Source organism: Phenylobacterium sp., assembly GCF_004299445.1.
Taxonomy (GTDB): domain Bacteria; phylum Pseudomonadota; class Alphaproteobacteria; order Caulobacterales; family Caulobacteraceae; genus Phenylobacterium.
In genome coordinates this window covers 159,149-184,472 of sequence record NZ_SCTC01000069.1, presented here as the reverse complement: position 1 = coordinate 184,472, position 25,324 = coordinate 159,149, and the positions used below count along the sequence as shown (strand labels likewise).

General features: G+C 70.2%; 27 protein-coding genes. 10 read left to right on the top strand and 17 right to left on the bottom strand.

What is annotated here, in order from left to right; genetic code table 11:
• The 3 genes from EPN98_RS19630 to EPN98_RS19620 all read right to left on the bottom strand — a co-directional run.
• Nucleotides 1-128: DnaJ domain-containing protein (locus EPN98_RS19630; RefSeq protein ID WP_293364621.1), on the bottom strand; the 128-nt coding region annotated here is incomplete at its 3' end.
• Between the two features lie 109 nt (nt 129-237).
• Nucleotides 238-1,038, bottom strand: coding sequence for a glycosyltransferase family 25 protein (locus EPN98_RS19625; protein WP_293364614.1), 801 nt, complete (start codon nt 1,036-1,038; stop codon nt 238-240).
• 37 nt (nt 1,039-1,075) lie between these two features.
• Nucleotides 1,076-1,540, bottom strand: a complete 465-nt coding sequence (locus tag EPN98_RS19620; RefSeq protein WP_293364613.1) for a YcgN family cysteine cluster protein — start codon at nt 1,538-1,540, stop codon at nt 1,076-1,078.
• A gap of 227 nt (nt 1,541-1,767) precedes the next feature.
• Between EPN98_RS19620 and EPN98_RS19615 the strand changes: the two genes are divergently transcribed.
• The 4 genes from EPN98_RS19615 to EPN98_RS19600 all read left to right on the top strand — a co-directional run bounded on the left by EPN98_RS19615 (nt 1,768) and on the right by EPN98_RS19600 (nt 6,769).
• Complete coding sequence (locus EPN98_RS19615) at nt 1,768-3,585, top strand: ABC-F family ATP-binding cassette domain-containing protein (protein ID WP_293364620.1); 1,818 nt, start codon at nt 1,768-1,770, stop codon at nt 3,583-3,585.
• Nucleotides 3,586-4,070: 485 nt separating this feature from the next.
• Nucleotides 4,071-5,066, top strand: a complete 996-nt coding sequence (locus EPN98_RS19610; RefSeq protein WP_293364612.1) for an ABC transporter substrate-binding protein — start codon at nt 4,071-4,073, stop codon at nt 5,064-5,066.
• A 171-nt stretch (nt 5,067-5,237) separates the two neighbouring features.
• Nucleotides 5,238-6,014: an ABC transporter ATP-binding protein gene (locus EPN98_RS19605; protein WP_293364611.1), complete on the top strand. Its 777-nt coding sequence runs from the start codon at nt 5,238-5,240 to the stop codon at nt 6,012-6,014.
• The gene (locus tag EPN98_RS19600; protein ID WP_293364610.1) at nt 6,011-6,769 is read left to right on the top strand and encodes an ABC transporter permease; all 759 of its coding nucleotides are present in this window, start codon (nt 6,011-6,013) and stop codon (nt 6,767-6,769) included. The genes EPN98_RS19605 and EPN98_RS19600 overlap by 4 nt, the downstream gene beginning before the upstream one ends.
• A 3-nt stretch (nt 6,770-6,772) precedes the next feature.
• On the opposite strand, the gene EPN98_RS19595 is transcribed toward EPN98_RS19600, so the two are convergent.
• From EPN98_RS19595 to EPN98_RS19565, 7 genes are all read right to left on the bottom strand, one after another.
• Entirely contained in the window at nt 6,773-7,429 is a 657-nt protein-coding gene (locus EPN98_RS19595) for a hypothetical protein (protein ID WP_293364609.1), read from the bottom strand.
• 93 nt (nt 7,430-7,522) lie between these two features.
• On the bottom strand, nt 7,523-8,881 hold the full coding sequence (locus EPN98_RS19590) for a hypothetical protein (protein ID WP_293364608.1): 1,359 nt from the start codon (nt 8,879-8,881) through the stop codon (nt 7,523-7,525).
• Nucleotides 8,882-9,119: 238 nt separating this feature from the next.
• On the bottom strand, nt 9,120-10,217 hold the full coding sequence (locus EPN98_RS19585; protein ID WP_293364607.1) for a 3-deoxy-7-phosphoheptulonate synthase: 1,098 nt from the start codon (nt 10,215-10,217) through the stop codon (nt 9,120-9,122).
• Nucleotides 10,218-10,784: 567 nt separating this feature from the next.
• Nucleotides 10,785-11,504 (bottom strand): 16S rRNA pseudouridine(516) synthase, encoded by a 720-nt coding sequence (locus tag EPN98_RS19580; protein WP_293364619.1) that lies wholly within the window; start codon nt 11,502-11,504, stop codon nt 10,785-10,787.
• A 14-nt stretch (nt 11,505-11,518) separates the two neighbouring features.
• Entirely contained in the window at nt 11,519-12,424 is a 906-nt protein-coding gene (locus EPN98_RS19575; protein WP_293364606.1) for a class I SAM-dependent methyltransferase, read from the bottom strand.
• A gap of 5 nt (nt 12,425-12,429) precedes the next feature.
• Nucleotides 12,430-14,037 (bottom strand): peptide chain release factor 3, encoded by a 1,608-nt coding sequence (locus EPN98_RS19570; protein WP_293364605.1) that lies wholly within the window; start codon nt 14,035-14,037, stop codon nt 12,430-12,432.
• Between the two features lie 58 nt (nt 14,038-14,095).
• Entirely contained in the window at nt 14,096-14,341 is a 246-nt protein-coding gene (locus EPN98_RS19565) for a hypothetical protein (RefSeq protein ID WP_293364604.1), read from the bottom strand.
• 167 nt (nt 14,342-14,508) lie between these two features.
• Between EPN98_RS19565 and EPN98_RS19560 the strand changes: the two genes are divergently transcribed.
• Both EPN98_RS19560 and EPN98_RS19555 read left to right on the top strand, forming a co-directional pair.
• A complete protein-coding gene (locus tag EPN98_RS19560) occupies nt 14,509-14,799 on the top strand; it encodes a hypothetical protein (protein WP_293364603.1) in 291 nt (96 codons plus the stop codon).
• On the top strand, nt 14,796-15,044 hold the full coding sequence (locus EPN98_RS19555) for a hypothetical protein (protein ID WP_293364602.1): 249 nt from the start codon (nt 14,796-14,798) through the stop codon (nt 15,042-15,044). The genes EPN98_RS19560 and EPN98_RS19555 overlap by 4 nt, the downstream gene beginning before the upstream one ends.
• Before the next feature lie 7 nt (nt 15,045-15,051).
• Here EPN98_RS19555 and EPN98_RS19550 read toward each other — a convergent pair whose 3' ends face one another.
• The 3 genes from EPN98_RS19550 to EPN98_RS19540 all read right to left on the bottom strand — a co-directional run bounded on the left by EPN98_RS19550 (nt 15,052) and on the right by EPN98_RS19540 (nt 17,644).
• Nucleotides 15,052-15,888 (bottom strand): hypothetical protein, encoded by an 837-nt coding sequence (locus tag EPN98_RS19550; RefSeq protein WP_293364601.1) that lies wholly within the window; start codon nt 15,886-15,888, stop codon nt 15,052-15,054.
• 42 nt (nt 15,889-15,930) lie between these two features.
• Nucleotides 15,931-17,178 (bottom strand): LLM class flavin-dependent oxidoreductase, encoded by a 1,248-nt coding sequence (locus tag EPN98_RS19545; protein WP_293364600.1) that lies wholly within the window; start codon nt 17,176-17,178, stop codon nt 15,931-15,933.
• Nucleotides 17,179-17,311: 133 nt separating this feature from the next.
• On the bottom strand, nt 17,312-17,644 hold the full coding sequence (locus EPN98_RS19540) for a DUF1491 family protein (RefSeq protein WP_293364599.1): 333 nt from the start codon (nt 17,642-17,644) through the stop codon (nt 17,312-17,314).
• Between the two features lie 189 nt (nt 17,645-17,833).
• Between EPN98_RS19540 and EPN98_RS19535 the strand changes: the two genes are divergently transcribed.
• A complete protein-coding gene (locus EPN98_RS19535) occupies nt 17,834-18,661 on the top strand; it encodes a hypothetical protein (protein ID WP_293364598.1) in 828 nt (275 codons plus the stop codon).
• 34 nt (nt 18,662-18,695) lie between these two features.
• On the opposite strand, the gene EPN98_RS19530 is transcribed toward EPN98_RS19535, so the two are convergent.
• Nucleotides 18,696-20,342 carry a HAMP domain-containing sensor histidine kinase gene (locus EPN98_RS19530; protein WP_293364597.1) on the bottom strand — a complete coding sequence of 549 codons (1,647 nt, stop codon included), beginning with the start codon at nt 20,340-20,342 and terminating at the stop codon, nt 18,696-18,698.
• A 158-nt stretch (nt 20,343-20,500) separates the two neighbouring features.
• Here EPN98_RS19530 and EPN98_RS19525 point away from each other — a divergent pair, with 158 nt between their 5' ends.
• From EPN98_RS19525 to EPN98_RS19515, 3 genes are all read left to right on the top strand, one after another.
• Nucleotides 20,501-21,262, top strand: coding sequence for a HAMP domain-containing sensor histidine kinase (locus EPN98_RS19525; protein WP_293364596.1), 762 nt, complete (start codon nt 20,501-20,503; stop codon nt 21,260-21,262).
• Nucleotides 21,263-21,303: 41 nt separating this feature from the next.
• Nucleotides 21,304-21,726, top strand: coding sequence for a SufE family protein (locus EPN98_RS19520; RefSeq protein ID WP_293364595.1), 423 nt, complete (start codon nt 21,304-21,306; stop codon nt 21,724-21,726).
• Between the two features lie 238 nt (nt 21,727-21,964).
• Nucleotides 21,965-22,939 carry a hypothetical protein gene (locus EPN98_RS19515; protein ID WP_293364594.1) on the top strand — a complete coding sequence of 325 codons (975 nt, stop codon included), beginning with the start codon at nt 21,965-21,967 and terminating at the stop codon, nt 22,937-22,939.
• An 81-nt stretch (nt 22,940-23,020) separates the two neighbouring features.
• On the opposite strand, the gene EPN98_RS19510 is transcribed toward EPN98_RS19515, so the two are convergent.
• The 3 genes from EPN98_RS19510 to EPN98_RS19500 all read right to left on the bottom strand — a co-directional run bounded on the left by EPN98_RS19510 (nt 23,021) and on the right by EPN98_RS19500 (nt 25,315).
• Nucleotides 23,021-23,518: a PAS domain-containing protein gene (locus EPN98_RS19510; RefSeq protein ID WP_293364593.1), complete on the bottom strand. Its 498-nt coding sequence runs from the start codon at nt 23,516-23,518 to the stop codon at nt 23,021-23,023.
• Nucleotides 23,519-23,725: 207 nt separating this feature from the next.
• Entirely contained in the window at nt 23,726-24,145 is a 420-nt protein-coding gene (locus EPN98_RS19505) for a MucR family transcriptional regulator (RefSeq protein WP_293364592.1), read from the bottom strand.
• Nucleotides 24,146-24,436: 291 nt separating this feature from the next.
• Complete coding sequence (locus tag EPN98_RS19500) at nt 24,437-25,315, bottom strand: crotonase/enoyl-CoA hydratase family protein (RefSeq protein ID WP_293364591.1); 879 nt, start codon at nt 25,313-25,315, stop codon at nt 24,437-24,439.
• Between the last annotated feature and the right edge of the window lie 9 nt (nt 25,316-25,324).

Here is a 25,324-nt window from a genome sequence, read left to right as displayed (position 1 = left end):
TCGGCCGCCTTGTTGCCGGGATTGGTGTCCGGGTGATTCTCCTTGGCGAGCTTGCGGAACGCCTTGCGGACCTCATCCGCGGTGGCGGTGCGGGATACGCCCAGTTCCTGGTAGGGATCGCGCGCCAAGCTCGTCAGACTCCTCGAAAGACCATGCCGTTGATGTGAGTACTAGATTGGCGGTCAGGTTGCGTCACGCAACCTCACCTGTGGCGAAAATATCACACATAAAGCGCGCCTAGGGCATCTTTGACGAGACCAGCGCGCCCAGCACGCCGCCCAGCACCGTCGCCGCCGGATCGCCGTGGGCCGCCTCGAGCGCGGCGACGTCGCGGCGCGAGGCCTCCAGGTCGCGGTCGACAAACATCAGCCGGCGGAAGGCGTTGATCGCCGCATCCCGGAACTGGAGCTGCGACGGCTGGATGGTCGAAGCATCGGCGTCGACGCTGGGCGCGGTCAGGAACGGAAAGCACGCGCGGCCTTGCAGCACGCCTTGGTGGATCAGGTCGCGCAGGGCCACGTCGTAGGCGCGGTCGAACGGCAGACTGTCGAGCGCCTCCAGCACGCGGCGCTTGGAACCTCCCCGCACCACGTAGCCGGCCGCCCCCACGAACGGGAGCGTCGCCAGGTCTTGCATGCGGAAGTTGCCGGCGCGCGCCAGCTGCGGCCAGTCGCGGGCGTAGGTCACCATCGACGAGATCTCGGTCAGGATGACGTCGCTATAGAGCAGGTCCCACTCGGAGTCGGCGGTCGCCAGGGCGGCCAGTATCGGGAAGGTGCGGGGCGAGAAGCGGACGTCGTCCTCGACGATCACCACCGGCTCGTCGTCGCCCAGCGCAGCCTCGATGGCGCGCCGGTGGCTGAGCCAGCAGGCCTTTTCCGTCGCCGTGATCGACCCCTGCACGCCGGCGGCTGCGTCCGGGCCGGACGCGGCGATGCGCACAAGCTCCCAGCCGGGTGGGTTCACCGCCCGGAACGCCGCTTCCAGGTTCGCGCGGCGGGCTGTCGCCGTGTCGAGGTTGATGTAGTGGCACTTCATGGGGTCGGGCTTAGCACGGTCCGCGGCGGTCGGGGGGCTAGTCGTCGCCGCGTTCGACGATCAGATCCCAGGCGGCGAAATCCAGGGCGTCTTCGGGATCGGCCAGGGCGTCCTCGCTGATCGTCTGGCCACGGACGCTGATGCCGGCGCGGTGGACGCTTTCCGGATCGCCCGAGATCAGCGGGTGCCACTCGGCCAGGTCGCGGCCTTCATGGAGGCGGCGATAGGCGCACGACTTCGGCATCCACTCCAGCGCCTCGATGTTGTGGGGCGTGAGCTTGATGCAGTCGGGGACGTACTTGTGGCGCTCGGCATAGTTCGAGCACTGGCAGCGATCGGGGTCGAACAGCTTGCAGTGGACGCGCGTGGGGATGACCTCGTCGGTCGCCTCGTCCTCGAAGCGGACCAGGCAGCAGAGGCCGCAGCCGTCGCACAGGCTCTCCCACTCGGGGACCGTCATCTGCCCGAGGGTCTTTCGTCGCCAGAAGGGTTCGCCGGGCATCGCGGGGATTTAGGCCCGCACGCGGCAGGACAGAAGCGCGAACTTTCCCTCCCCTTTATGGGGAGGGGCAGATCGACGAAGTCGATCGGGGTGGGGAAGTGTGGGCCGGAATGCGGAGGTCGGTGAGGATCGCGACTTCCCCACCCGTCTCCCCCGGACCAAGTCCGGGGTCGCCACCCTCCCCATGAAGGGGAGGGAAAGGTTGGCGCTGACCTTCAGTTTCGCCTATCTCCCCGCCCCTGATGAGAGCGCCGATCCTGGCCCTGAAGGGTGTCCGCCTGGCGGATGGCCCGCTGATGCTGTTCGACGGGGTCGACCTGGCCCTGGAGGCGCGGACGCGCGCCTGCCTGGTCGGGCGAAACGGGGCGGGCAAGTCGACCCTGCTGCGGATCCTCGCCGGCGAGATCGCGGGCGACGACGGCGAGCGGACGCTGACGCCGGGCACGCGGATCGCCTATGTGCCGCAGGAGCCGCCGATCACCGGGGCCACGGTGCTGGAGTACGCCACGTCGGGCGGGGCCGAGGCGCACCGGGCCGAGGCGGCGCTGCACGACTTCGGGCTGGATCCGGCCAAATCAACGCAGGGGCTGTCGGGCGGCGAGACGCGGCGCGCGGCGCTGAGCAAGGCGTTCGCCGAGGATCCGGACGTGATCCTGCTGGACGAGCCCACCAACCACCTCGACATCCTGGCCATCGAGACGCTGGAGGCCGAGATCGCCGCCAGCCGCGCCGCCGCCCTGATCGTCAGCCACGACCGGGCGTTCCTGGAACGGGTGACCAGCCGCTGCTTCTGGCTGGAGTACCGCCAGGTGCGGCGCCTGGACCGGGGCTTCGCCGCCTTCGACGACTGGGTGGAGAAGATCGAGGCCGCCGAGGTCGAAGAGGCGCGGCGGCTGGACCGCGCCATCGAGCGCGAGCAGCACTGGCTGGCGCGCGGCGTCACGGGCCGGCGCGCGCGGAACGAGGGCCGCCGTCGGCGCCTGGACGCCATGCGCCAGGACAAGGTCGACCGGCTGAAGGAGCTGCGCGGCAGCCTGCACATGGGCCTCGACAGCTCGGGCCTGTCGGGCAAGCGGGTGGCCGAGGCCAAGGGGCTGTCGAAGGCGTTCGGCGAGCGGGTGATCATCAAGGGCTTCTCGACCCGCATCCTGCGCGGCGACCGCGTGGCGATCGTGGGGCCGAACGGCGCGGGCAAGACCACGCTGGTGAAGCTGCTGCTGGGCGAGATGCCGGCCGACGAGGGCTCGGTGAAGCTCGGGACGAACCTGACGGTCAACTACATCGATCAGGCGCGTGGGGCGCTGTCGCCCGAGATGACGCTGAAGGACGTGCTGACGCCTCTCGGTGGCGACCAGGTGCTGGTGCGGGGCCAGCCCAAGCACGTGAACGCCTACGCCAAGGACTTCCTGTTCAAGGACAGCCAGCTGCGCCAGCCGGTGAAGAGCCTGTCGGGCGGCGAGCGCAACCGCCTCCTCCTGGCTCGCGCGCTGGCCAATCCGGCCAACGTCATGGTGCTCGACGAGCCCACCAACGACCTCGACATGGACACCCTGGACCTGCTCGAGGACCTGCTGGCCGACTACGACGGCACCCTGATCCTCGTCAGCCACGACCGCGACTTCATCGACCGGCTGGCGACGTCGACCATCGGCCTGGACGGGACCGGCCGCGCGGTCGAGACGCCGGGCGGCTGGCAGGACTTCCTGAGCCAGAACCCGGGCTTCTTCGGCGCGCCGCAGACGCTGGAGATCGCCAAGGCGGCGCCCAAGCCCGCGCCCAAGCCGGCGGCGCCCAAGGCGGCCACCAAGCTCACCTTCAAGGACCAGCGGCGCCTGGCCGAGCTGGACGCGATGATCCAGGACCTGCCCGGCAAGATCGCCACGCTGGAGAAGGCGCTGGCCGATCCGAACCTCTACAGCCGCGACCCGGCGGCCTTCGACCGGTTTTCCCGCGCGCTGGAGGCTGCGCAGGGGCAACTGGCGTCGGCCGAGGAGGAATGGCTGGAGCTGGAAGAGCGCCGCGAGGCCCTCGAAGCCGGCCGCTGAGGCCGCCACAGGCTTTCCTGTGGATAGGACCAATGCACTGATATTTCACAGAAAACGGTCCTTTCTCCGGCGGTTTTCAACCGCTGAGTCACAGGTTGCCGACAGTTCGATGACAGGCCCCGCGGCGGGCCCGCTTGCGCCGAAAAAGGTTCGGGCGCACCGTCCTCTTGCCGACAGGAACTGCGGCGCGGCGGACGGAGAAACCGGCAACGGCGGACCCCGAAGCAAGCGGGCGGAGCGGCAGGAGCAAGGGGAAAGAACCGGGGCGACCCGGGCCTGGAACCGGAGGACTGGCGCCGACGATCAGGGAAAACCGCGGGGCGACCCGCACCGAACTGAACGGTTGGCCTGGAAGGCGCAGATCCCCCAACGGATCTGTATGAGAGGGCGACGCACCGGGAAACTGGAGCGCCGCCCTCTTGCTATTGGGCGCTTGGAAGCGCCGCCGCTGCGCCCTACCCTCAGCGCCAAATCGAGGGGACAATATGAAGCTGTTGCGTAACCTGGTCCTGGCCGTGGCCGCGATGGTCGCGGCCTGTTCACCGCAGAAGGCGAGCGAAAGCGCGGCCCCCTCGGCCAATGCGCCGGTGACCATCCGCTTCGCCACCGACTGGAAGGCGCAGGCGGAACAGGGCGGATTCTATCAGGCGCTGGCGTCGGGCGAGTACGCAAAGCGCGGGCTGAAGGTGGAGATCGTCCAGGGCGGGCCGGGCGTTAACGTGCCGCAGCTGCTGGCGTCGAACGCCGTCGAGCTGGGCATGGGCTCGAACAGCTTCATCGTCATGAACCTGGCCAACGAGGGCGTGCCGGTGAAGGCGGTCGCCGCCTTCATGCAGAAGGACCCGCAGGTGCTGATGGCCCACCCGGGCACGGCCAAGAGCCTCGCCGACCTGAAGGGCCGCCCGATCCTGCTGGCCGACGCCTCGGTGACCGCCTTCTGGGTGTGGCTGAAGGCCAAGTACGGGTTCACCGACGACCAGGTGCGCAAGTACACCTTCAACGCCGCCCCGTTCCTGGCCGACAAGCGCGCCGCCCAGCAGGGCTATCTGACCAGCGAGCCCTACACGATCGAGAAGCAGGCCGGCGTGAAACCCGAGGTGTTCCTGCTGGCCGACGAGGGCTACCCCGGCTACGCGACCATGGTGCTGGCCACCGACCAGATGATCGCCAAGAACCCGGCGGCGGTGAAAGCCTTCGTGGAGGCCAGCGCCGCGGGCTGGCGTGCGTATCTCAACGGCGACCCGACGGCGGCCGACGCGCTGATCCGCAAGGACAATCCCGAGATGACGCCCGATGTGCTGGCGCAGGCCCGCGAGAAGCTGAAGGCCTACAAGATCGTCGACGGCGACGAGGGCGCGGCCGTGGGCGCGATGACCGACGCACGCTGGAAGGCCTTCTACGACGTCGCCGCCGCCCAGGGCGTCTACCCCAAGACCCTGGATCCGAAGAAAGCCTACACGCTGGAGTTCCTGGCGAAGTGAGCGTCGCGCAGACACCCTCGCCTCCCCCGCGAAGCGACGGGAGGAGGACCGCGCGCCGAGCGGAGCGAAGAGCGAGGGGTGGAGGGGGCGGGCTCCATCCGCTGAGCTATGGACGCCCCGTCGATCCGCCGAGCTTGAGGCCCGCCCCCTCCACCATCCGCTCTTCGGCGGATGGTCCCCCTCCCGCCGCTTCGCGGGGGAGGTAAGGCTGTGACCGTCGCGGCGCTGGAGAACGTCGAAGTGGACTACGCGTCCGGGCGCGTGCTGGGTCCCGTGAGCCTGGGCGTGGAGGCCGGCGAGTGCGTGGCGCTGGTGGGGCCGTCGGGCTGCGGGAAGTCGACGGCGCTGCGGCTGCTGGCAGGGCTGGAGGGGCCCACGCGAGGGCGCGTGACGCGGGCGGCCGGGCGCGGCGAGACCGCCGTGGTGTTCCAGGCGCCGACGCTCGCGCCCTGGCTGTCGGCGCGGGCCAATGTGGCGCTGCCGCTGGAATTGTCAGGCGTCGGTAAGGGCGAGGCGCTCAGCCGCGCGGATGCGGCGCTGGCGCGGGTGGGCCTGGCGGGCGCCGAGGCCAAGCGGCCGGCGCAGCTGTCGGGCGGCATGGCGATGCGGGTGTCGCTGGCCCGCGCGATGGTGACCGAGCCCCGGCTGCTGCTGCTGGACGAGCCGTTCGCCGCGCTGGACGAGATCACCCGCCGCACCCTGGCCGACGACGTGCTGAGCCTCTGGTCGGCCTCGAAGCCCGCCATCGTGTTCGTGACGCACAACGTCGAGGAGGCCGTCTACATGGCCTCGCGGGTGGTGGTGATGACGAAGGGCCCCGGGCGGATCGGGGCGGAATTCCCGGTGGCGGGGCCGATCCCGCGACCCGAACAGTTCCGCACCACCCCGGCGTTCCGCGCCACCGCCGAGGCGGTGTCCGAGGCCCTGGCGCAGGGGATCGCAGCGTGAGCCGGATCGCGCCGCCCCTGATCCTGGTGTTCCTGCTGCTGGCGGGGTGGGAGATCGCCTGCCGGGCGATGCAGGTGCCCGCCTACTTCCTGCCGCCGCCGTCGGCCGTGGCCGTGGCGCTGAAGGACAACTTCCCGGTGCTGCTGAAGGCCTCGGTGACGACGCTGTCGACCGCCGTCATCGCCCTGGTGGTGGCCAGCGTGATCGCCCAGGCGCTGGCGATCGCCACGGCGCTGAGCCCGCTGATCGACCGGGCGATCCGGCCGCTCGCGTCGGTGGTGCAGGTCACCCCGGTCGTCGCCATCGCGCCGCTGCTGCTCATCTGGGCGGGGCTGGACCACCCCGAGCGGGCGCTGGTGGCGCTGGCGGTGCTGGTGGCGTTCTTCCCGATCTTCTCGGGCGCAGCGGCGGGCCTGCGCTCGGCCGACCCCGACCTGGAGCGGCTGTTCGCGCTCTATGGCGCGGGGCGTTGGCAGACGGTCTTGCGGCTGCGGCTGCCTTCGGCCGTGCCCTTCCTGCTGGAGGGCCACAAGGTGGGCGCGGGCCTGGCGCTGATCGGCGCCGTGGTGGCCGAGTTCGGGGCAGGCTCGGGCAAGGTCCAGGGGCTGGCGTGGCAGATGCTGGACGCCGGCAACAAGCTGCAGACCGCCCGGATGATCGCGGCCCTGGTGGTGCTGGGCGCCATGGGCGTGGCGCTGCACGCGCTGCTGGAAGCGGCCGAGCGCGTGGGTCTCAAGTGGTGGCGGGGACGCTGACCGCTACTTCGCCGCCTGGGTCACGGGCTTCAGGTCGAAGCGCACCGGCACGCGGACCTTGCCGCCGACGGTGGGCATCCCCTCGGCGCTCATCAGGGCCACCTGGAACTTGGGCGCCAGCGCCAGGATCGCCTGGCCGAAGCCGGCGCCGGCCGGCTCCTCGCGGTCGACGCTGCAGCCGCTGAGCGACCCGCCCGCCTGCACGTCGCAGACCAGGGTGACGCGGGCGTTGTTGGGCCCGCCCTCGGTCTTGGGGGCCGCGGCCTGCAGATCGGCCACGGTGGGCAGCGACGTCCACACCGGTGTCTTCACCGAAAACGCGCCGCCCCTGGCGAGGTCGGCCGAGAAGGTGATCGGGATCCGGGTCTCGGCGCCCTTGGTGACGCCGGTCGCGCGCAGCTTGCTCTCGACCAGCTTGCGCGCCGCAGCGCCGAAGCCCAGCCCCCGGGGCGTCTCGCCCAGGATGGCGCAGTCGTCGAAGCTGCCGTCGCGAGCGGCGGTGCAGACCAACTCGGCAGCGCCACCTACTCCCTGGGCCTTGGCCTTCTCAGGATAGACGGCCGCCATCTCGGCGGCGGTCGGCGCGGCGGTGTAGGTCTGAGCCACGGCAGGCGCGGCGCAGAGGGCGGCGGCGGCCGAAAGCGCAAGCAGACGTAACATGGAGGCCTCCTTGTCCCGCCAGGATGCCCGCGGTTGCGCCGCCTTGAAAAGCGGCCTGCGACAAACGGACTGTGCCGGAAGGCCCCGCGCGGTTCAGGCGTCGTGGGTGCTGAGGCGTTCGACGGCGTCGTAGGCCAGGACCGAGAGCGAGCGCAGGCCGTGGTCGGCGAAGACGTCGAGGGCGACGTCGAGGGCCATCAGCGCCTTGGCGCGTTCGCCGGTTTCCTTGCCGGTCATGGTCATGCGGGCCTCGTACAGGCGGGCCAGGTGCAGCTGGGCCAGGGCCCAACCCACCGGGTCGCGGCCCGGCGACAGGTTTGCCAGCTCCATCTTCATGGCGGCCTCGGCCACGTCGAGCACGGCGCAGTCACCAGTGATCTCGGCCTGGCGGGCGAGGCAGACGGCGCGCGAGCCCGCCGCCTGGCCGCGCAGCGGCAGGGTCGGCGTGTCCTTGAGCACCGCCGAGGCGCGGTCATAGCAGCTGACGGCATGCTCGAAGGCGCGCGCATCGTTGGAGGCTTCGCCCAGCGCCTGCAGCGCCTGGGCCAGGGCCACCTGGGTGCGCGCCCAGTCGAGCGGGCTGTGGTCGCGGGTCAGGTTGTCGAGGGCGAGCGCCAGGGCGCCGGCGCCGGCGGCCAGGGCGTCGACGTCGCCGACGCATTCGCCGCGCAGGGCCAGGGCCTGGCCGTGAAGGATCTTGGCGCGCACCCACGTGAGCGGCTCGTAGGCGTTGTCGAGGCGGTCGCCGGCGGTCTGCGCCTCGGCGGCGGCCAGCTGCAGCAGGTCGCCATCCTTCAGGCGGGCGCCCCAGCCGCACAGCAGGTCGGCGCGGATCAGGCGGGCCTCGGCGGCCAGCGCCCGGGCGGCGGTGACGCGCTTGGCGATGGCGTCGAGCGCCGAGATCGGCGCGTTGAAGCGGTCGAAGAAGGCGCGGGCCTCGTCAGCGTCGGCGCTGTCGAGCACCCGGCGGCCCTCGATGGCCAGCAGGCCCACGTCGGCGAGCGGCGCGGCAAGTCCGCCGCGGACGCTGACACGGGCGTCCTTGAAGGCGACCTCGGCGGCGGCGTTCAGGCCAGGGTCGCCGAAGATCTCGGCGCCCAGCAGAGCACAGTAGGCCTGTTCACAGCGGGCGCGGGCCCAGCCGTCCTTGCGATGGGCGCCCTCGAAGCCGGCGGCGGCGGTCTCGGCGCCGGCCGCGGCCTTGCGGAGCGCCACGGCGTCGCCGGTGCGGCGGGCCACTTCGCGCCAGACGATGGCGGCTTCCAGCCGGCGACGCGGCTTGTCCTTGGCGCTGATGCGCCCGGCGGCGACGTCGGCCGCCTTGGCTTCCTGGGCGAGCAGTCGGCTGTCCAGCAGTTCGAGCAGCGAAGAGTCGCCCCCCGTCAGTCCGTCGACAGGCTTGCCCCTGTCGGCTGCGAAGAAGCGTCGAAGTTCACGGCCCAACTCGAACATGACCCGCTCCGGCCTCACGGACGTCCCACCTTGGAACGCCCCACACAGGCTCTGCCGAAACACAGCAAAGCCGGAGCCGCGCGCCTTAACAACCCCTTAATTCCGTCAGTATGGTTAACAACGAGGGTGGGATTCCCCAGTAATACAAAGATTTGAGCGCCGGATTTGTTAACCTTTGGCCGCTCGGAAAGGGGCGTGTCCCTTCTCCCGCTGCGGGAGAAGGGTAAGGTTTGGTTCGTCAGGCGCTGGCGGTGACTTTCGGCTGGCCCACCCGGCCGACCGTTTCGCGGCGGGCGCGGACGGCGGCGGCGAGGCTGTCCAGGACGTCGACCGAGGTCTCCCAGTCGATGCACGCGTCGGTGATGGACTGGCCGTAGGTCAGCGGGCGGCCCGCGACCAGGTCCTGGCGGCCGGCGACGAGATGGCTCTCGACCATCACGCCCATGATCCGCTCCTGGCCGGCGGCCAGTTGGGCGCAGAGGTCCGCCACCACCCTGGGCTGGTTCTCATGGTTCTTGGACGAGTTGGCGTGGCTGGCGTCGACCATCACCCGCTCACGCAGACCCGCCCGCGCCAGTTCGGCCCCGGCCGAGGCGATGCTGGCCCCGTCGTAGTTGGGATGCTTGCCCCCGCGCAGCACCACATGGCAGTCGCCGTTGCCGGCCGTGGCGGCGATGGCGGCGCGTCCCTCGCGGGTCACGGCCAGGAAATGGTGCGGATTGCCGGCCGCCAGCACGGCGTCGACCGCGATCTTCACATCGCCGTTCGTGCCGTTCTTGAACCCGACGGCGCACGAGAGGCCCGAGGCCATCTCGCGGTGGATCTGGCTTTCGGTGGTGCGCGCGCCGATGCAGCCCCACGCGACCAGGTCGGCGATGTACTGCGGGGTCGTCACGTCCAGGAACTCGCAGGCCGCCGGCAGGCCCAGGGCGTTGACGTCGATCAGCAGGCGGCGCGCCAGGCGCAGGCCGTCGTTGATGCGGAAGCCGCCGTCGAGGCCGGGATCGTTGATGAGGCCCTTCCACCCCACCGTGGTCCGCGGCTTCTCGAAATAGACCCGCATCAGGATCTCGAGGTCGCCCAGGTGGCGGCGGCGCTGCTCGGCCAGGCGGCGCGCGTAGTCGAGGGCCGCGGCCGGGTCGTGGATCGAGCAGGGGCCGATCACCAGCAGCAGCCGGTCGTCGTCGCCTTCAAGGATACGGTGGATGGCGCTGCGGGCCTCCCCCACCACCTCCGAGATCATCGAGGTGGTCGGCGCCTCGCCGATCACCTGGGACGGCGGGCTGAGCGCCTCGAGGCGCTGGATGCGGGTGTCGGCGGTCGGTCTGGGCTGCACGGCTGTTCTCCTGAAGGTGGGAGGGCGGCGGCCATCAAAAAAGCCGCCAGGACCCTGGCGGCTTGGGAAGGTGTCTGGTCCTGAGTGTCGGTCAGGCCAAGCGATCCTCCGCCGGCGCCAGGGGCGTCGGTTCGCTAAAATACCAAAAATAGGTCGTGGCGACGGAGGTCATGGGGGGGCGTTGTAGCGGCCGCGCCCGGGCTTGTCACCCCTGCCACAGCGTCACGGCGAGGGTCCCCCGAGCTCGCGTCCAGGCTTCGGCCCGCCCGCGGCGACGGTATCCACCGCGTCGCCGCTGTTGGTCCGGGCCCGGCGGACGCACGCGTCCGCGCAACGAGAGCTCGGGGAGGTTCGACGCCCACGCGCCCCCTCGCCGCGGTCTTGCCGGAGACCGCTGATACAGGGACGGGGGTGCGGACCGTTGTCGGACCGCCCTCACCCACGGAGCATCGAACCGAGGCGCAGTAGAGCTTCCGGCGACGGCGTCCGACAGGGTTGCAAACCGATCTGAATCCGAGCGGTTGACGATCAACCCCCAAACTTGGCCCGCAAACCGGCTCGCCGAGCTCAGCTGAAGATGAGGGCCTGCTCGTCCGCGGTCAGAATCCGCCACTGGCCGGGCTCGAGGTCCGCCGGCAGGGACAGCGCGCCGATGCGATCGCGATGCAGCGCGACGACGTGGTTGCCCATGGCGGCGAACATGCGGCGGACCTGATGGTAGCGCCCCTCGGTGATGGTGAGGTGGGCGCTGTGGCTGCCGATCGGTTCGAGCCGCGCCGGCGCCAGCGGGGCGGTCTCGCTCTCCAGCATCAGTGTCCCGGAGGCGAACGCTTCGACCTCGTGGCCCTCCAGCGGCCGGTCCAGGGAGGCCAGGTAGCGCTTGGCCACGTGGCTCTTGGGCGAGATGACCCGGTGCAGGAAAGGGCCGTCGTCGGTGATCAGCAGGAGGCCGGTGGTGTCCTTGTCCAGGCGGCCGATAGTCGACAGGCCGGGCATCCGCGCCTGCCAGCGCCGGGGCAGCAGTTCGTAGACGCTGCGGCCGGTCTCCTTGTGCGAGCACACCACGTCCAGCGGCTTGTGCATCAGGATGGTGAGCGGCGCGGGCGGGTCGACCGGCTTGTCGACCACGGTCATGCGGCTGGGCAGGTCGGGCGTGATCGGCACCTTGGCGCCGGGGTCCTTCACGGGCGCGCCGTCGAAGACCACCTGCTTGTGCTGGACCAGTTGGGCGATCTCGCGGCGCGAGCCGTAGCCCAGGTTGGCGAGCAGCCGGTCGACGCGGGCCATCGGGACCTTGGCCGTCACTTGCGCGCCTCCACGACCTTGTAGCCGCCGGTGTCGGAGCGGACTTCGACATGGGCGAAGGCCTCGGCCAGCGGCTTCTCGTAGGGCAGGTGGCGGTTGGCGACCAGCCAGCAGGTTCCGCCCTTCCGCAGCAGCCGCGCGGCGGCGCGGACGAACGCCACGCCCAGGTCCCGATCCTCGTGGCCGCCGTCATGGAAGGGCGGATTCATGACCACGAAGTCGAGGTCGCCGGCCGCTTCGTCCAGCCGGCGCACATCGGCCTGAGTGACGGTGACGCGCGGGTCGTCGAGGTTATGCGCGGCGCAGTCCGTGGCGCGCCGGTCGAGGTCGATGCAGGCGAGCGTGGTCACGGCCGGCGAGGCCAGGATGCGGGTGGCCAGCACGCCGACTCCGCAGCCGAGATCGGCGCCGCGACCCGCCAGCGGCGGCAGGGCGACGATAAGCTGGGCGCTGCCGGGGTCGACGCGGTCCCAGCTGAACACCCCCGGCTGCGACCAGAGGCCCAGCGCCGGAACGACGCGCGGCGCGCCTGCGGCGATGGCCTCGGCGATCCGCGCGGGTCGGACGGGGCGCTCGACGTAGCAGAAGCGATGATGCCGGCGCGCGTCCTCGCCCACCTGACAGCCGAACGCCTCCAGCACCTTCCTCAGGCGCGAGCCGCCCTTGTCCTTGGGCGCGAAGGCGGTGAGCCGGCCGCCGGGCTTCAGCGCCCGCAGCGTCTGGGCCAGGACGTAGTCGCGCTCCAGCGTGCCGCCGGGGGCCAGGACGAAGGCCTCGTCCGCGGAGGCGTCCGGCAGCGTGGCCAGATCGGCCGAGCCCAGGACCAGCGGCGAGACCTGTTGAGCGCCGGCGGGGACGTCGATCAGGCCGGGCGCAGGGACGCCATAGAGGAGGACGCCCATGCGCCCTAAGCCCGTTCCTTCGACCGTTCGAAGCGGACCTTCGGATAGCGGTCGACGGCGTAGCCCACGTCCCAGGCGCTCTTGGCCAGGAACACCGGCTGCTCGTCGATGTCGGTCCCCATGGCCGAGCGGTGCTTGCTGATGAAGTCTTCGAGGTCGGCGGGCTCGCCCAGGATCCAGCGGGCCTCGCCGAACGGGCTGGGCTCGAACAGCACGTCCAGCTGGTATTCCTCGCGCAGGCGGTCGGCCATGACTTCGAACTGAAGCTGACCCACCGCGCCCACGATGAAGTCGGCGCCCAGCGACGGGCGGAACAGCTGGGTGACGCCTTCCTCCGCGAGGCTTTCCAGCGCCTTCTTCAGGTGCTTGGCCTTGAGGGGGTCCTTCACGCGGACGCGCTGGAGGATTTCCGGCGCGAAGTTGGGCAGGCCCGCGAACCGCAGGGTCCCGCTCTCCGACAGGCTGTCGCCCACGCGCAGGACGCCGTGGTTGGGGATGCCGATCACGTCGCCCGCATACGCATCCTCGGCCAGCTCGCGATCCGAGGCGAAGAACATCATGGGCGCGTTCACGCTGAGCTGCTTGCCGGTGTTCTGCACCTTCAGCTTCATGCCCCGGCTGAACTTGCCCGAGCACAGCTTGAGGAAGGCGATCCGGTCGCGGTGGTTCGGATCCATGTTCGCCTGGACCTTGAAGACGAAGCCCGTCACCTCGCGGTCGCCCGGGGCCACATGGGTGTCGACGCCGCCCCTGCGGGCCGCCACCGACTTGGGGGGCGGGGCGTAGGCGCCCAGGCCCTCCAGCAACTGGTCGACGCCGAAGTGGCGCAGCGCCGAGCCGAAGAACACCGGGGTCATGTGGCCTTCCAGGAAGGCCTGGGGATCGAAGGCCTTGAGGCCGCCCATGGCCAGCTCGGCGTTCTCGGCCAGCTCCTCCTGCTCGTCGGGGTCGAGGTAGCTGACGATGGCGTTGCCCTTGAAGGGGATCGCGCCGGGGTGGCCCTCGTCGTCCTCCTTGGCGCCGCCGGTCTTCTTGGCGAACGGCAGGAAGCGGTCGCGGCGCAGGTCGAGCATGCCCTTGAAGCGGCCGCCCGAACCGGCGGGCCAGTACAGCGGCGACGGATCGAGCTGCAGCTTGGACGACACTTCGTCCAGCAGTTCGAACGGGTCCTGCGCCTCGCGGTCCATCTTGTTGATGAAGGTGACGATCGGGATGTCGCGCATCCGGCAGACTTCGAACAGCTTCAGCGTCTGCGGCTCGATGCCCTTGGCGGCGTCCAGCACCATGACCGCGGCGTCGGCGGCCGTCAGGGTGCGGTAGGTATCTTCCGAGAAGTCCTCGTGGCCCGGGGTGTCCAGGAGGTTGAACATCAGGCCGTCGTGGTCGAACGTCATCACCGAGGCCGAGACGCTGATCCCGCGCTCGCGCTCGATCTTCATCCAGTCCGACCGGGTGCGGCGGTTCTCGCCGCGGGCGCGCACGGCGCCGGCCGCCCGGATCGCCCCGCCGGCCAGCAGCAGGTTTTCCGTCAGCGTGGTCTTGCCGGCGTCGGGGTGGGAGATGATCGCGAAGGTGCGCCGGCGGGCTGCCTCGGCGGCGGGAGAATTGCTCATGGCGCGGCGCCTATCACGCGAGGCCCCCGCGCGGAAGCGTGGGCGAGGTCGCGAAGGTCTAGGCGGCGCGCTGCAGCGCCGCTTCCAGCTCGGCGATAGCGTCGCAGACGGCGCCGTCGTCGTCGCCGAAGATCCCGTCCCAGACCATCTTGAGAAACGGGCCGGGCTGGCCCGCACGATCCTGGTCGTGCTGGGCCTTCCACGCCTGCAGGCGGGTAAGGACCTCGCGCATGGCCGCGGGGTCGGCGGAGCCGCGGTGTTCGCGCCACCATTGCAGATCGCCGGCCAGACCTGTCGCCGCCACAGTGAGCCTCCGTCGCCTGACCGCACTGTGACGGGCGCAGCCCCGGGTTTCCAGTGCTGTTGGTCGTCCCAGAACGTCCCTCTTGAACAACGGCGACGGCGATCCACATCATCTGCCGCCGCGCCGCCGCGGCGCTTTCGAGGAAGGAAACTGCTGGAGATACGACCGTGCGACTGGCAACCACGGAACATCTGCTTCACGGCCAGGGCCTGCGCGCCGCCCTCGCCCGCGGGGTGCGCCCCGCCGTCGGGTTCACCATTCCGGACGATGTGGTGAAGGATCCGCACCTGCCCCTGACCCGGAAGCGTGAGATCCTCTCATCCTGGGCGTCCGACGCCTCGGCCGTGCAGGACGAACCCACGCTTCGCTGGCTGCTCGGAACCCCTGAACCGGTTCCGTTTGCAGACGTTCGAGACGCCTTGTTGCGCCTCGAGCGCCGAACCGGAGAGGTGTCATGAAGGCGGTTGAGTTCCGGGTGCTGCCGGTCGACGGCGGCTGGATGGTGGAGGGCCCCGACGGTCTGGCCCCGCTGGTGTTGCGCTCAGGCGGCCGCGCCGAGGCCAAGGCCGAAGCCCTGGCGAAGGCGATGACCGCCACGGGCGTGGATGTCCGGGTCGCCATCTTCGATCAGGCCAGGCAGCCTGTCGGCACGAAATGGTTCTGGGCCCAGGAGCGGACGTCCCGCGAGCTGGCGGCCGCCTAGGCTTCGGCTAGGTCGAGCGCGACGTCGCCAGGGTGAAGCAGGGACCGTGGGGGTGCTCGAGGTTGGTCTCCAGCACCTCCACCCTGTCGTGGCCGAAGGCGCGGAAGGCGGCGACGATGTCGTCGGCCTTCAGGTAGCGCTGCGCCTCGGCCAGGCCGCCCCAGAAGCGGCCGTGGCTGCGGTCGCCGTAGTGCTTCTGGAAGTGCTCGGCCGTGAAGCCGTTGTGGTCGTCCATCGCGCCCGCAAACCCCTCGCTGCGTTCGGGGTCGTAGTAGTGGGTCCAGAGGTAGGCCCGCGGGGCCGCGCGGCAGATCAGGGCGATCAGCTCCAGCGGCCGGACCATGTGGTAGAGCACCCCCGAGGCGAAGATCATGTCCCAGGCGTCGGCGCCCTGACTCTGCAGGTGCTTGGTGAAGTTGCCCAGCAGGAAGCGCGATCGCATGCCCGTGAGCTCCTTGGCCACGAGGCATTTCAGATAGGCCTCGGCGTTGCCCTCGATGGCGGTGACTTCGGCGCCCAGGCGTTCCAACTGGTAGGTATGGCCGCCTTCAAGCGGGCCGAGTTCCAGGATGCGATAGCCGTCGAGCCGTCCCTGTGCGTCGCCCAGTTTCGCCGCCGCCTGGCGAGGCCGATGGTCGATGGTGAAGTGGGGCACGTCGCCCGCCTGAACCGGCGGGTCCAGGTCGGGGAAGCTGGACGCCCAGCGGCCGGCGAAGACGTCGATGGCGGCCTGGGGCGTCGGCGCGGCATCGACGAACTTGCGGATCGACAGGGTCGTAAGATCGGGATCGACCGCCGGGGCGGCGGCCTGAGCGCTGGGTTTGGAGAACAGGCGGCGAAGCATTCCGCCGCTATAGCCTGAAACGCGCGGCCCGGCCCGCCGCGGCTACTCCCCGGCCTTGGCCGCCGCGGCCGCCTTGTTGAGGTCGGGCGCGTTTGGCGAGCGCATGGCGACGCCGGCCTGCATGCCTTCCTGCAGCGCCTTGGCGGCGCCCTCGTGCGACATGATCTTGGCCAGCACGGCCTGCCCGGCGCGCTCGAACGACTCGCGGTGTTCGACGACGTAAGTGCGCGAGGTGCGGTAACCCTCCAGCAGGCCCTGGATCTCGGGGATCACGTAGCGGGCGACCAGCTCCCAGCTGCGGTTGGTGGCCTCACGGTTGGCCCAGTCGTGAACGAAGCCCAGCACCGTGCCGAAGCCGCCCGCCGAGGCGTGCAGCTTGCGGATCGCGGCCACCAGGTCGTCGGGCGTGCCGATAACCGCGGCGGCGCCGTCGGCGAAGGCGGTCTGCTCGACGGCCTCCTCGGGCGTCTTGAACGCCGCCGCGCCGGGCCGCATCAGCGTGCCGACCGTGTACTCGTTGTGCCAGTGCATCAGGCCCTTGGCCGACTCGGCGATGGCCTGCTCGCGGGTCTCGGCGATGTGCCAGGTCATCAGCACGCGCCAGTCCTTGCGGTCGACCTTCTGGTTGTGCTTGGCGGCGGCCTGCTCGGCGAAGCCCCACTGGGTCGGGAGCGCGGCGAGGCCCGCGTCCGAGTTCGAGCCGATCGACAGCACGCCGATGCCGTACTTGCCGGCGAGCGTCATGCCCGAGGGGCTGATCGACGAGGCTGTGACCATCGGCAGCTCTTCCTGCAGCGGGAACAGCTGCAGGCGGGCGTCCTTCAGGGTGAACCAGTCGCTCTCGTGGGTGACCCGCTCGCCGGCGAACAGGCGCTTCAGCACACCGATCGCCTCGTCCTGGCGGTCGCGCTGGGTCATGGGGTCGATGCCCAGCATGTAGGCGTCGGACGGCAGCGCGCCGGGGCCGGTGCCGAAGATCACCCGGCCGCCGCTCATGTGGTCCAGCTGGACCATCCGCTGGGCGACGTTGAACGGGTGGTGGTAGGGCAGCGAGACGACGCCGGTGCCCAGCTTGATGCGCTGGGTGTGCTGGGCGACGCCGGCCAGGAACATTTCGGGAGACGCGATCATCTCCCAGCCGGTGGAGTGGTGCTCGCCCACCCAGAACTCGTCGTAGCCCAGGTCGTCCAGCAGCGTGGCGAACCGGATGTCGTTCTTGAACTGGAGCATCGGATGCTCGCCGATGGGGTGGTGCGGGGCGAGAAACGCGCCGAACTTCATGCGAGCCATCTGGTCCTCCCAAGTCTTTTCAAACGAATGTTTAGGTGACCGGCGCTGACCTGACCAGCCCGGACGCTGCGTCAGCGTGGCGAGGGAAAGGTCTTCCTCTCCCCCCTGCGTGGGAAAGGAAGGCGCGGGACGCTCAGCCCTTCTCCACCGGCTCCACCAGGAAGTGGCGGCCTTCGCGGTCCTCGATCTCGACCACCCAGACGTCGGGGTCGATGCGGACGGCGCGTTCGATGTAGCGGTCGAGGTCGGCCTCATCCCGTGACGCGGCGGGCTCCATCCAGACCCGGTCGCCGTCGCCGCGGGTGGCTTCGGACAGCAGGCGCGCGGTGCCGTCCGTGCGGTTCAGCACCTTGACCAGCACGGCGCCGGCGCGCGGATCGCCCTTGCGCGCCACCACCGCAAAGCCCCCGCCGATCTCGACGCGGCGGATGAGGGCGCCGACCCAGATGTCCGTGGAAAGCAGCATGTCGCCCCGACCTAGCGCGTCCGGCGGCAGGTGGAAAACGTTAACCGTGTCCGTCCACCGGCGCTCAACGCCTCTTCGGTAAGCCTTCACATCAGGCGGCCGCCGAAGGCCGCGGTGAGAAGACGCATGAAGAGCACGCGCAGAAGCGCGAGGCCGGCGTCTCGGTGGATGGGGTGTCTGGTTGCGGCCATGGCCGCGCTGCCAGGGGTTGCGGGAGCGCAGCCCACAGACCTGTTCTTCGAGCGTATGGTGATGAGCGCGGTCGACGACCGCTGCAACCTGTTCACGCCCGGCGTGTCGGCGGCCCTGGCCGCGGGCGCCGCCCAGGCGCGGGGTGCGGCGCTGCGCGCCGGTTCGGACGCCAAGAGCCTGAAGGCGATGGAGCAGGAGGCGCGCGGCCGCGCCATGTATATCGACTGCCGAAGCCCGCAGGTCTCCAGCGCGGCGGCCCGCGTGCAGAACGCCTTCGCCGGGTATCAGCGCGTCCAGCGCATGGTCTATCGCGGCGACCTAACCGAATGGCGGGCCGATCGCGGGGTAGGCCGCACCGCCCGCTGGCGGCTGTCGCAGAGCGCCGACTTCGGCTCGAACCGTATGATCTTCGGCCTGGCCGGCCGTGAAGGCGCCAGCGCGCTGGTGGCGGTAGCCAGCTTCTCGGACAAACAGACGCCCTACTCGGCCCGACTGGTCATGCGAGACGGCAGCCGCACCATGGGCCCCTACATCGACCCCCGCACCCGCCAGCCCCTGAGCCGCAAGATTCCGCCGGCCTCGGCCACGCGGTCATACATGGCCGAAGCCCGCAGCGGCGCCGAGGACGAACTGCTGCCCAAGGGCTATGCGTCCGGCTGGGCTTTCCGCTTCCCGGCCCAGGCCGCCCAGGCCCTGTCTGAACTCGACCCCCGCGAAGCCGTGGCGGTGGAGTTCATGTTCCCGGGCGAGCGCGCCCGCGTCGCCTACGTCGAAGTGGGCGACTTCGCCGCCGGTAGAGCGTTCCTGCAGGTGGCGTCGCAGTAGACCACGCGCTCGGTGCTAGCATCGTCCTCGCTAGCTAGCCGTTCCGCCGCCGCGGCTCGGGGATCGCGTCCTCGGTCAGCACCGGCAGGCGTACGGTGACCGTCGTCCCCTCGCCCACCGAGCTTTCCACCGACATCTCGCCGCCGTGCAGGCGGGCGAAGGCGCGGACCAACGAAAGGCCCAGGCCGGAGCCCGCGGCGCGCTGCTCGGCGTCGCCGGCCTGTTCGAAGGGGCGGCCCAGGCGGTCGAGATCGTCCTCGGCGATGCCGACGCCAGTGTCGGCGACGATCAGCTCCAGCGTGTCGCCATGGCCCTGCACGGTCACCGTCACCGAGCCGTTGCGGGGCGTGAACTTCAGGGCGTTGGAGATCAGGTTCAGCGCGATCTGCTTCACGGCCCGGCGGTCGGCCTCGGCCTGCAGCGGCGCGATCGGCAGCACGCCGCGCAGGTGGACGCCCGCCCGGTCGGCCTGACCGCGCATCAGCCGCAACACGGCGGCGATGGCGTCGCGGGCGTCGAAGGCCTCGATGCTGAGTTCGAACCGCTCGGCCTCGATCTTCGACATGTCGAGCACGTCGTTGATCAGCTCCAGCAGGTGCGTGCCGCTCTCGTGGATCAGCTCGGCGTACTCGGCGTAGCGGTCGCCCAGAGGCCCGAACAGCCGCTGCCGCATGATGTCGGAGAAGCCCATGATGGCGTTGAGCGGCGTGCGGAGTTCATGGCTCATGTTGGCCAGGAAGCGGGACTTGCCGGCGTTCTGCTGTTCGGCGGTGACGCGCTCGGCCTCCAGGCGCTTCTCGCGGGCGAACTGTTCGCGGGCGTCGCGGATGGCGGCGACGATGTCGCCCGACGCGTTCGCCTTCAGCGTGATCTCCAACCAGCCGTCGCCGCCGTCGGTCGGGGCGCAATAGAGGCTGGCCTCACCCTCGCGGACCGTCGTGTGCAGGGCGGCGGCCAGGGCCGGCAGCTCGGACTCGGCCACCAGATGACCCAGGCTGCGGCCCTCCAGCTGCTGGGGGCCATAGTCGGCGACGACGGCGCCGGCGGCGCTGAGCACGCGGCCGCTGCGGTCGACGGTGGCCAGCAGCAGCGGCTGATTGCGGAGCAGTTCGAGGACCTGGTCGGCCTTCTCGCGGCGGCGCGCGTCGCGCTGGTTGGCGCCCTGGAACCCCACGAGCCCGGCGGCGAAACCCAGGGTGACGGTGACGAGCGCCAGCAGGCTGAGCCAGGGCGCCGCCGCAGCGTTCACGCCCGGCAGCGGCAGCAGCGCCGTGTCCAGCGCCGAGACCGCGGCGGCGGCCAGCGCGGCGGCCCCGCCCAGGGCCAGCAGGTCGCGGCTGCGGAAGGCGGTGGCGGCCGCGGCCGGCGCCAGGCACCAGGCGGCGAGCGGCCCGGCGATCCCGCCGGTCAGGTGACAGGCCGCGGCGCCCGCGAGGCCCCAGGCCAGCACAGCGGCGGCGCGACCGGGGGCGCCGAACAGCGACAGGATCGCGCCCAGGCCCGCCGCGGCGCCGCCCGCGCCGAGCGCCAGCAAGGTGGGTCCCGCATCCAGGAGGCCATTCGCGGCGAGACCGCCGGCCGTCAGCGCAACGGCCAGCGCCCAGCCGGCGTGCCACAGCAGGCCGCCCGCGGCGTCGCCGTCTTGGCGCTTCGTCGACGATGTCGAACCGGCCCGGGCCATGCAAATTCTCAGGCGCCCCTGGGGGGCGAACAGTCAGAGCCTAGCTTCACTGGGGGATTCGCGCGAGCACGCCCCCTGCGACACCCCGTCACGAAACGCTTTCGTAAGCGGGATGAGCGACCTTGCCGCCAACAACAGACCGGGCGTATCGCCGTTCCATGGCTCAAGAAGCCGACCATCCCAACGGCGCAGACGGGCGCGCCCGCGCCCGCATTGAGGCGGCGCTCGACGAGCGGCGACGCTCGTTTCTGCGCATGGTCAGCCATGAGCTGCGCACCCCTCTCAACTCGATCCTCGGATTCTCCGAGATTCTCACGTCGGAACTGTACGGTCCCCTCGGCACGCCCCAGTACAAGGAATATGCCGAGATCATTCACGGGAGCGGTCAGAAGCTCCTGAAGCTGGTCAATCAGGTGCTGGAGATCGCCCGCCTGGAGGGCAACACCGTCGATTTCGACGCGGGGCCGGAGTCGCTGGATGCGGCGCTGGACGACGTGCTGCTGGCCCTGAAGCCGGAGCTCGAGGCGCGCAGCGTCCGCGTGGACATCGCCAAGCGAGGCGAGCTGCCGGCCGTGACGGCCGACGGCCGTGGCCTGCGCTCGGTGCTCACCCAACTGATCCACAACGCCGTCGTCTTCTCGCCGGAGGGCGATGAGGTCACCGTCGCGGCCGAACCGCGCGGCGAAGACGTCGACATCGTGATCCGCGACCACGGCGAAGGCGTAGACCCCGACCAGCTGGGCCGGCTGATGGCCCCGTTCGAGCAGGGCGAGAACGCGCTGACCCGCAAGGCCGAGGGGGCCGGCCTGGGACTGCCCATCGCCGACCTCACCTGTGCGGCCATGGGAGGGCGCCTTCGCCTGACATCGGCGCCCGGCCAGGGCATGACGGCCACCGTCAGGCTGCCCGCGGCCCGCTAACGGTTGCGCCGGGGGCCGCCGCCCCTTAACTGCCGCTCGCCATGGCCATTTCCGACGCGCTTTCAGAGCTCAAGGACGAGTTCGAACTCCTGGGCGACTGGGAGGAGCGCTATCGCTATGTGATCGAGATGGGCAAGGATCTGGCGCCTCTCTCCGACGCCGAGCGTACCGACCCCTACAAGGTGCGGGGCTGCGCCAGCCAGGTTTGGCTGGTGACGGAGCCGCGGGACGACGGCACGCTGGGCTTCCGAGGCGACAGCGACGCCCACATCGTCCGTGGCCTCATCGCCATCCTGCTGCGACTCTATTCGGGTCACAGGCCGGAGGAGATCCTCGCCTTCGACGCCAATGCGGCTTTCGCCGAGCTGGGGCTGGCGGGCGCGCTCTCGGCCCAGCGATCGAACGGCCTGGCTTCGATGGTGGCCCGCATCCGCCGCGACGCCGAACTGGCCCGCGCGGCCTGAGGTCGTCCTCCCACCTCTGAACGTCGTGGCAAGGCTTGTCCCGGCCCTACAAGACCGCGTCGCTGCGCAAAGACCTGCAGGCCGCAGGGCCGTGCGCCTTGCGGCCTGCGCCCCCGTATCTGGATCCCCGGGGACAGGCCCGGGGAGGACGATGAGTTTGCGGCAGGCGCCTGCTCAGCGGGGCATCCACAAACCGGAGGTCTTGCGTATTGTCCCTGCGGGTGGAGGTCTTTCGATCATGGACAGGCGAGTCGCGTTGGCGTCGATCGGCGGACTTCTGCTGGCGGGACCGACGGTGGCGGCGCCCAAGCCCAAAGCGCTGCGTAAGCCCTGGGGGGCGCCGGACCTCGAAGGCGTCTGGAGCAGCGCCAGCTACACCGAGCTGGAGCGACCCGAACAGCTCAAGAGCCTGATCGTGTCGCCCGAGGACGCGAAAGTCTGGGAGGCCACGCTGGCCAAGACCGGCGGGGTGAACGTGCCCAGCGATCCGCTGGGACAGGCGCAGTCCGAGTTCCCGGAGACGGGAACGGGCCTGATGCGGATCAACGGTGAGATCCGCGGCTCGATGATCGTCGATCCCGCCGATGGCCAACTGCCCTACAGCGACGAGGCCCTGAAGCGGCTGGGGATGGGCAAGCACCGTCGCCGTCGCGGCTACGACAACGTCGAGGAGCGGCCGCAGAATGAGCGGTGCCTGACGGCGGGAACGGGCGGGGTGCCGCTGATCGCCGAGGCCGACGCCAACGTCGTCGAGATCGTGCAGACCCGGGACGCCATCGTGATCGTGGGCGAGAAGTACCACGACGCCCGCGTGGTGCGGCTGAACGGGTCGGCGACGCCCGACCTGCCGGCGAGCTGGAACGGCGAGTCCTTCGGCCGCTGGGAGGGCGACACCCTGGTCGTCGAGACTACCCGCTTCCGCCCCGGCGACCAGCTGCGGTCCGACGGCTTTTACATCTCGGGCGAGGCCAAGGTGACCGAGCGCTTCCGCCGCACGGGGCCCGGCGAGATCTCGTACATCTTCACGGTCGACGATCCGGCCACCTACAGCCGGCCCTGGCGCGCCGAGGTGGTCTTCGGGCCGGCGCCCGGCCGCATGTTCGAGTACGCCTGCCACGAGGGGAACTATTCGCTGACCAGCATCCTGGCCGCGGCGCGTCAGGGCAACCAGCCGACGCCGCCCGCGACGCCTGCGGCGCCCGCAAAGCCTTAGGGCGTTTCGACCGCGGATACGTGGTCGAGGGCGATGAACTCATTCATGACGGCGAGAAACTCACGACGGCGCATGACGCGCCTACGCCACCAAGGCGGAGGCGGGGCGAATTCCGCTCTGGACGGGGCCCAGGCCCACGACGGCGTCGTAGCCCAGGATCATGTCCACCTCGTCGCCGCGGGTGACCAGCGGCAGGCGGATCCAGATCAGCGACAGGTGCGACGCGCCCTTCCAGGCCAGGTTGTGCACGCCGGCTCCCGGCTTGCGGCTCTTCACCACGCGGCCCAGCTCGTCCCGCCAGTAGTCGGCCGCGGCGGTGTTGTAGACCTCGCCCAGGCGGCAGCCGGTGATCTCGCGGCCATAGACGTTGTAGAGCCCGGTTCCGGCCAGCCGCACGCGGTAGTCGGCGTCGGGCAGCACCTCGATCAGGCTGACGGTCGGCAGCAGGCGCTTGATGTCGCCCGGGTCCAGCCGGCGGCGCGGCGGCACGGTGGCGTCGGCGCGAAGGCTGCTCCAGTAGGCGAACAGCTCCTCGTGCGCCCGGATCGCGACATTCGGAGGCGCGATCTGCGCGGCCATCTTCAGATACCCACGTAACGGCTTGGATTCATGACGAATCATATGTGCCGTGATCCGCGAATCGGCGGCAAGGCGAAAATGGTTAACGCGGGACTTAATCCACCGATTGCCGCACGCTCGCGTCCCCGCCGCTTCGCGGGAGAGGCCGCAAGCAAAAACGCCCGCCGGAGGGCCGGCGGGCGTTCTGTGATCGGGTCGGTCTGAGACCTAGCGCTTCTTCTTCGGCGCCTGGCGGCCGCCTTGGCCGAGGCCCATCTGCTTGGCGAGGTCGGAGCGCGCCTTGGCGTAGTTCGGCGCGACCATCGGGTAGTCCTTCGGAAGACCCCACTTGGCGCGGTATTCCTCGGGGCTCATGTTGTACTTGGTGCGCAGGTGCCGCTTCAGCGACTTGAACTTGCGGCCGTCCTCCAGGCAGACGAGGTGGTCCGGCGTGATCGAGCGACGGATCGGCACGGCCGGTTCCTTCGGAGCGGCTTCGACGGTCTCAACGCCAGCCGAGACGCCCGCGAGCGCGCGGTGAACGCTTTGGATCAGGTTCGGCAGGTCGGCGGCGGCGACAGTGTTGTTGCCCACGTAAGCGGAAACAATGTCCGCCGTCATCTCGATGACTTCCGTCTTTTCGTCCATTTCTTTTGGTTCCGAAGGTTCGGCGCCGGATATGGCGACCAGTGATTCACAAGATCAGTGCGCCGTCATTATCGGGATCGCTTCACGCGCACAACGGGGAAATAGAGCAACGAGGTATCGGCTATTCGTGAGTGAGAAGTCGAATGTCGCCTAAACAACCGCTCGTCGCACCGTGCGAGTAAGACGGCGCTTGTACCTGTTATTCGTGTGCGCAGCGCAACAAGCAAGGCGCCCCCGCAAACGAAAACGGCGCCCGCGGAGGGCGCCGTCCTAGTGTAATTGAGCCGACGCTCAGCTGAACGCGGGCGGCGTCCAGTGGTCCCAGATGTCGGGCAGGTCCTTCGAGACCTTGTCAGGATAGTTCGGCGGGCGCTTCTCCAGGAACGAGGTCACGCCCTCGCGGGCGTCGCCGGCCTTGCCCCGCGACTGGATCCCGCGGCTGTCGGCCTGGTGGGCTTCCATCGGGTGGCGGGCCCCGGCCATGCGCCAGATCAGCTGGCGGGTGAGCGCCACCGACACCGGCGCGGTGTTGTCGGCGATCTCGCGCGCGATGGCCTTGGCGGCCGGCAGCAGATCGTCGGGCGCGTGGACCGAGCGGACCAGGCCGCGCTCATGCGCCTCCGAGGCCGGGAAGATGCGGCCGGTGTAGCACCACTCCAGCGCTGTCTGGACGCCTACCAGATGCGGCAGGAACCAGGACGACGCCGCCTCGGGGTTCAGGCCGCGACGAGCAAAGACGAAGCCGTAGCGGGCCGTGTCCGACGCCAGCCGGATGTCCATGGCCAGCTGCATGGTGACGCCCACGCCCACGGCCGCGCCGTTGCAGGCCGAGATCACCGGCTTGAGGCTCTCGAAGATCCGCAGGGTCAGTAGACCGCCGCCGTCGCGCTGGACGCCCTCACGCATGCGGGCTTCGCGGTGCACCGCCTCTCGCGCATCGTAATTGAAGGTCTCGGCGCCGGCCGACAGGTCGGCCCCGGCGCAAAAGGCCCGGCCCGCGCCGGTCACGATCACCACCCGAACGTTGTCGTCGGCGTCGGTCTCGTCGAACGCGGCGATCATCTCCTGCATCATCTTGGTGTTGAAGGCGTTGAGTTTCTCGGGCCGGTTCAGCGTGATCGTCGCGATCCCGTCCTCCACCGAATACAGCAGCGTCTCGAACGTGGGCATTTGGGTCTT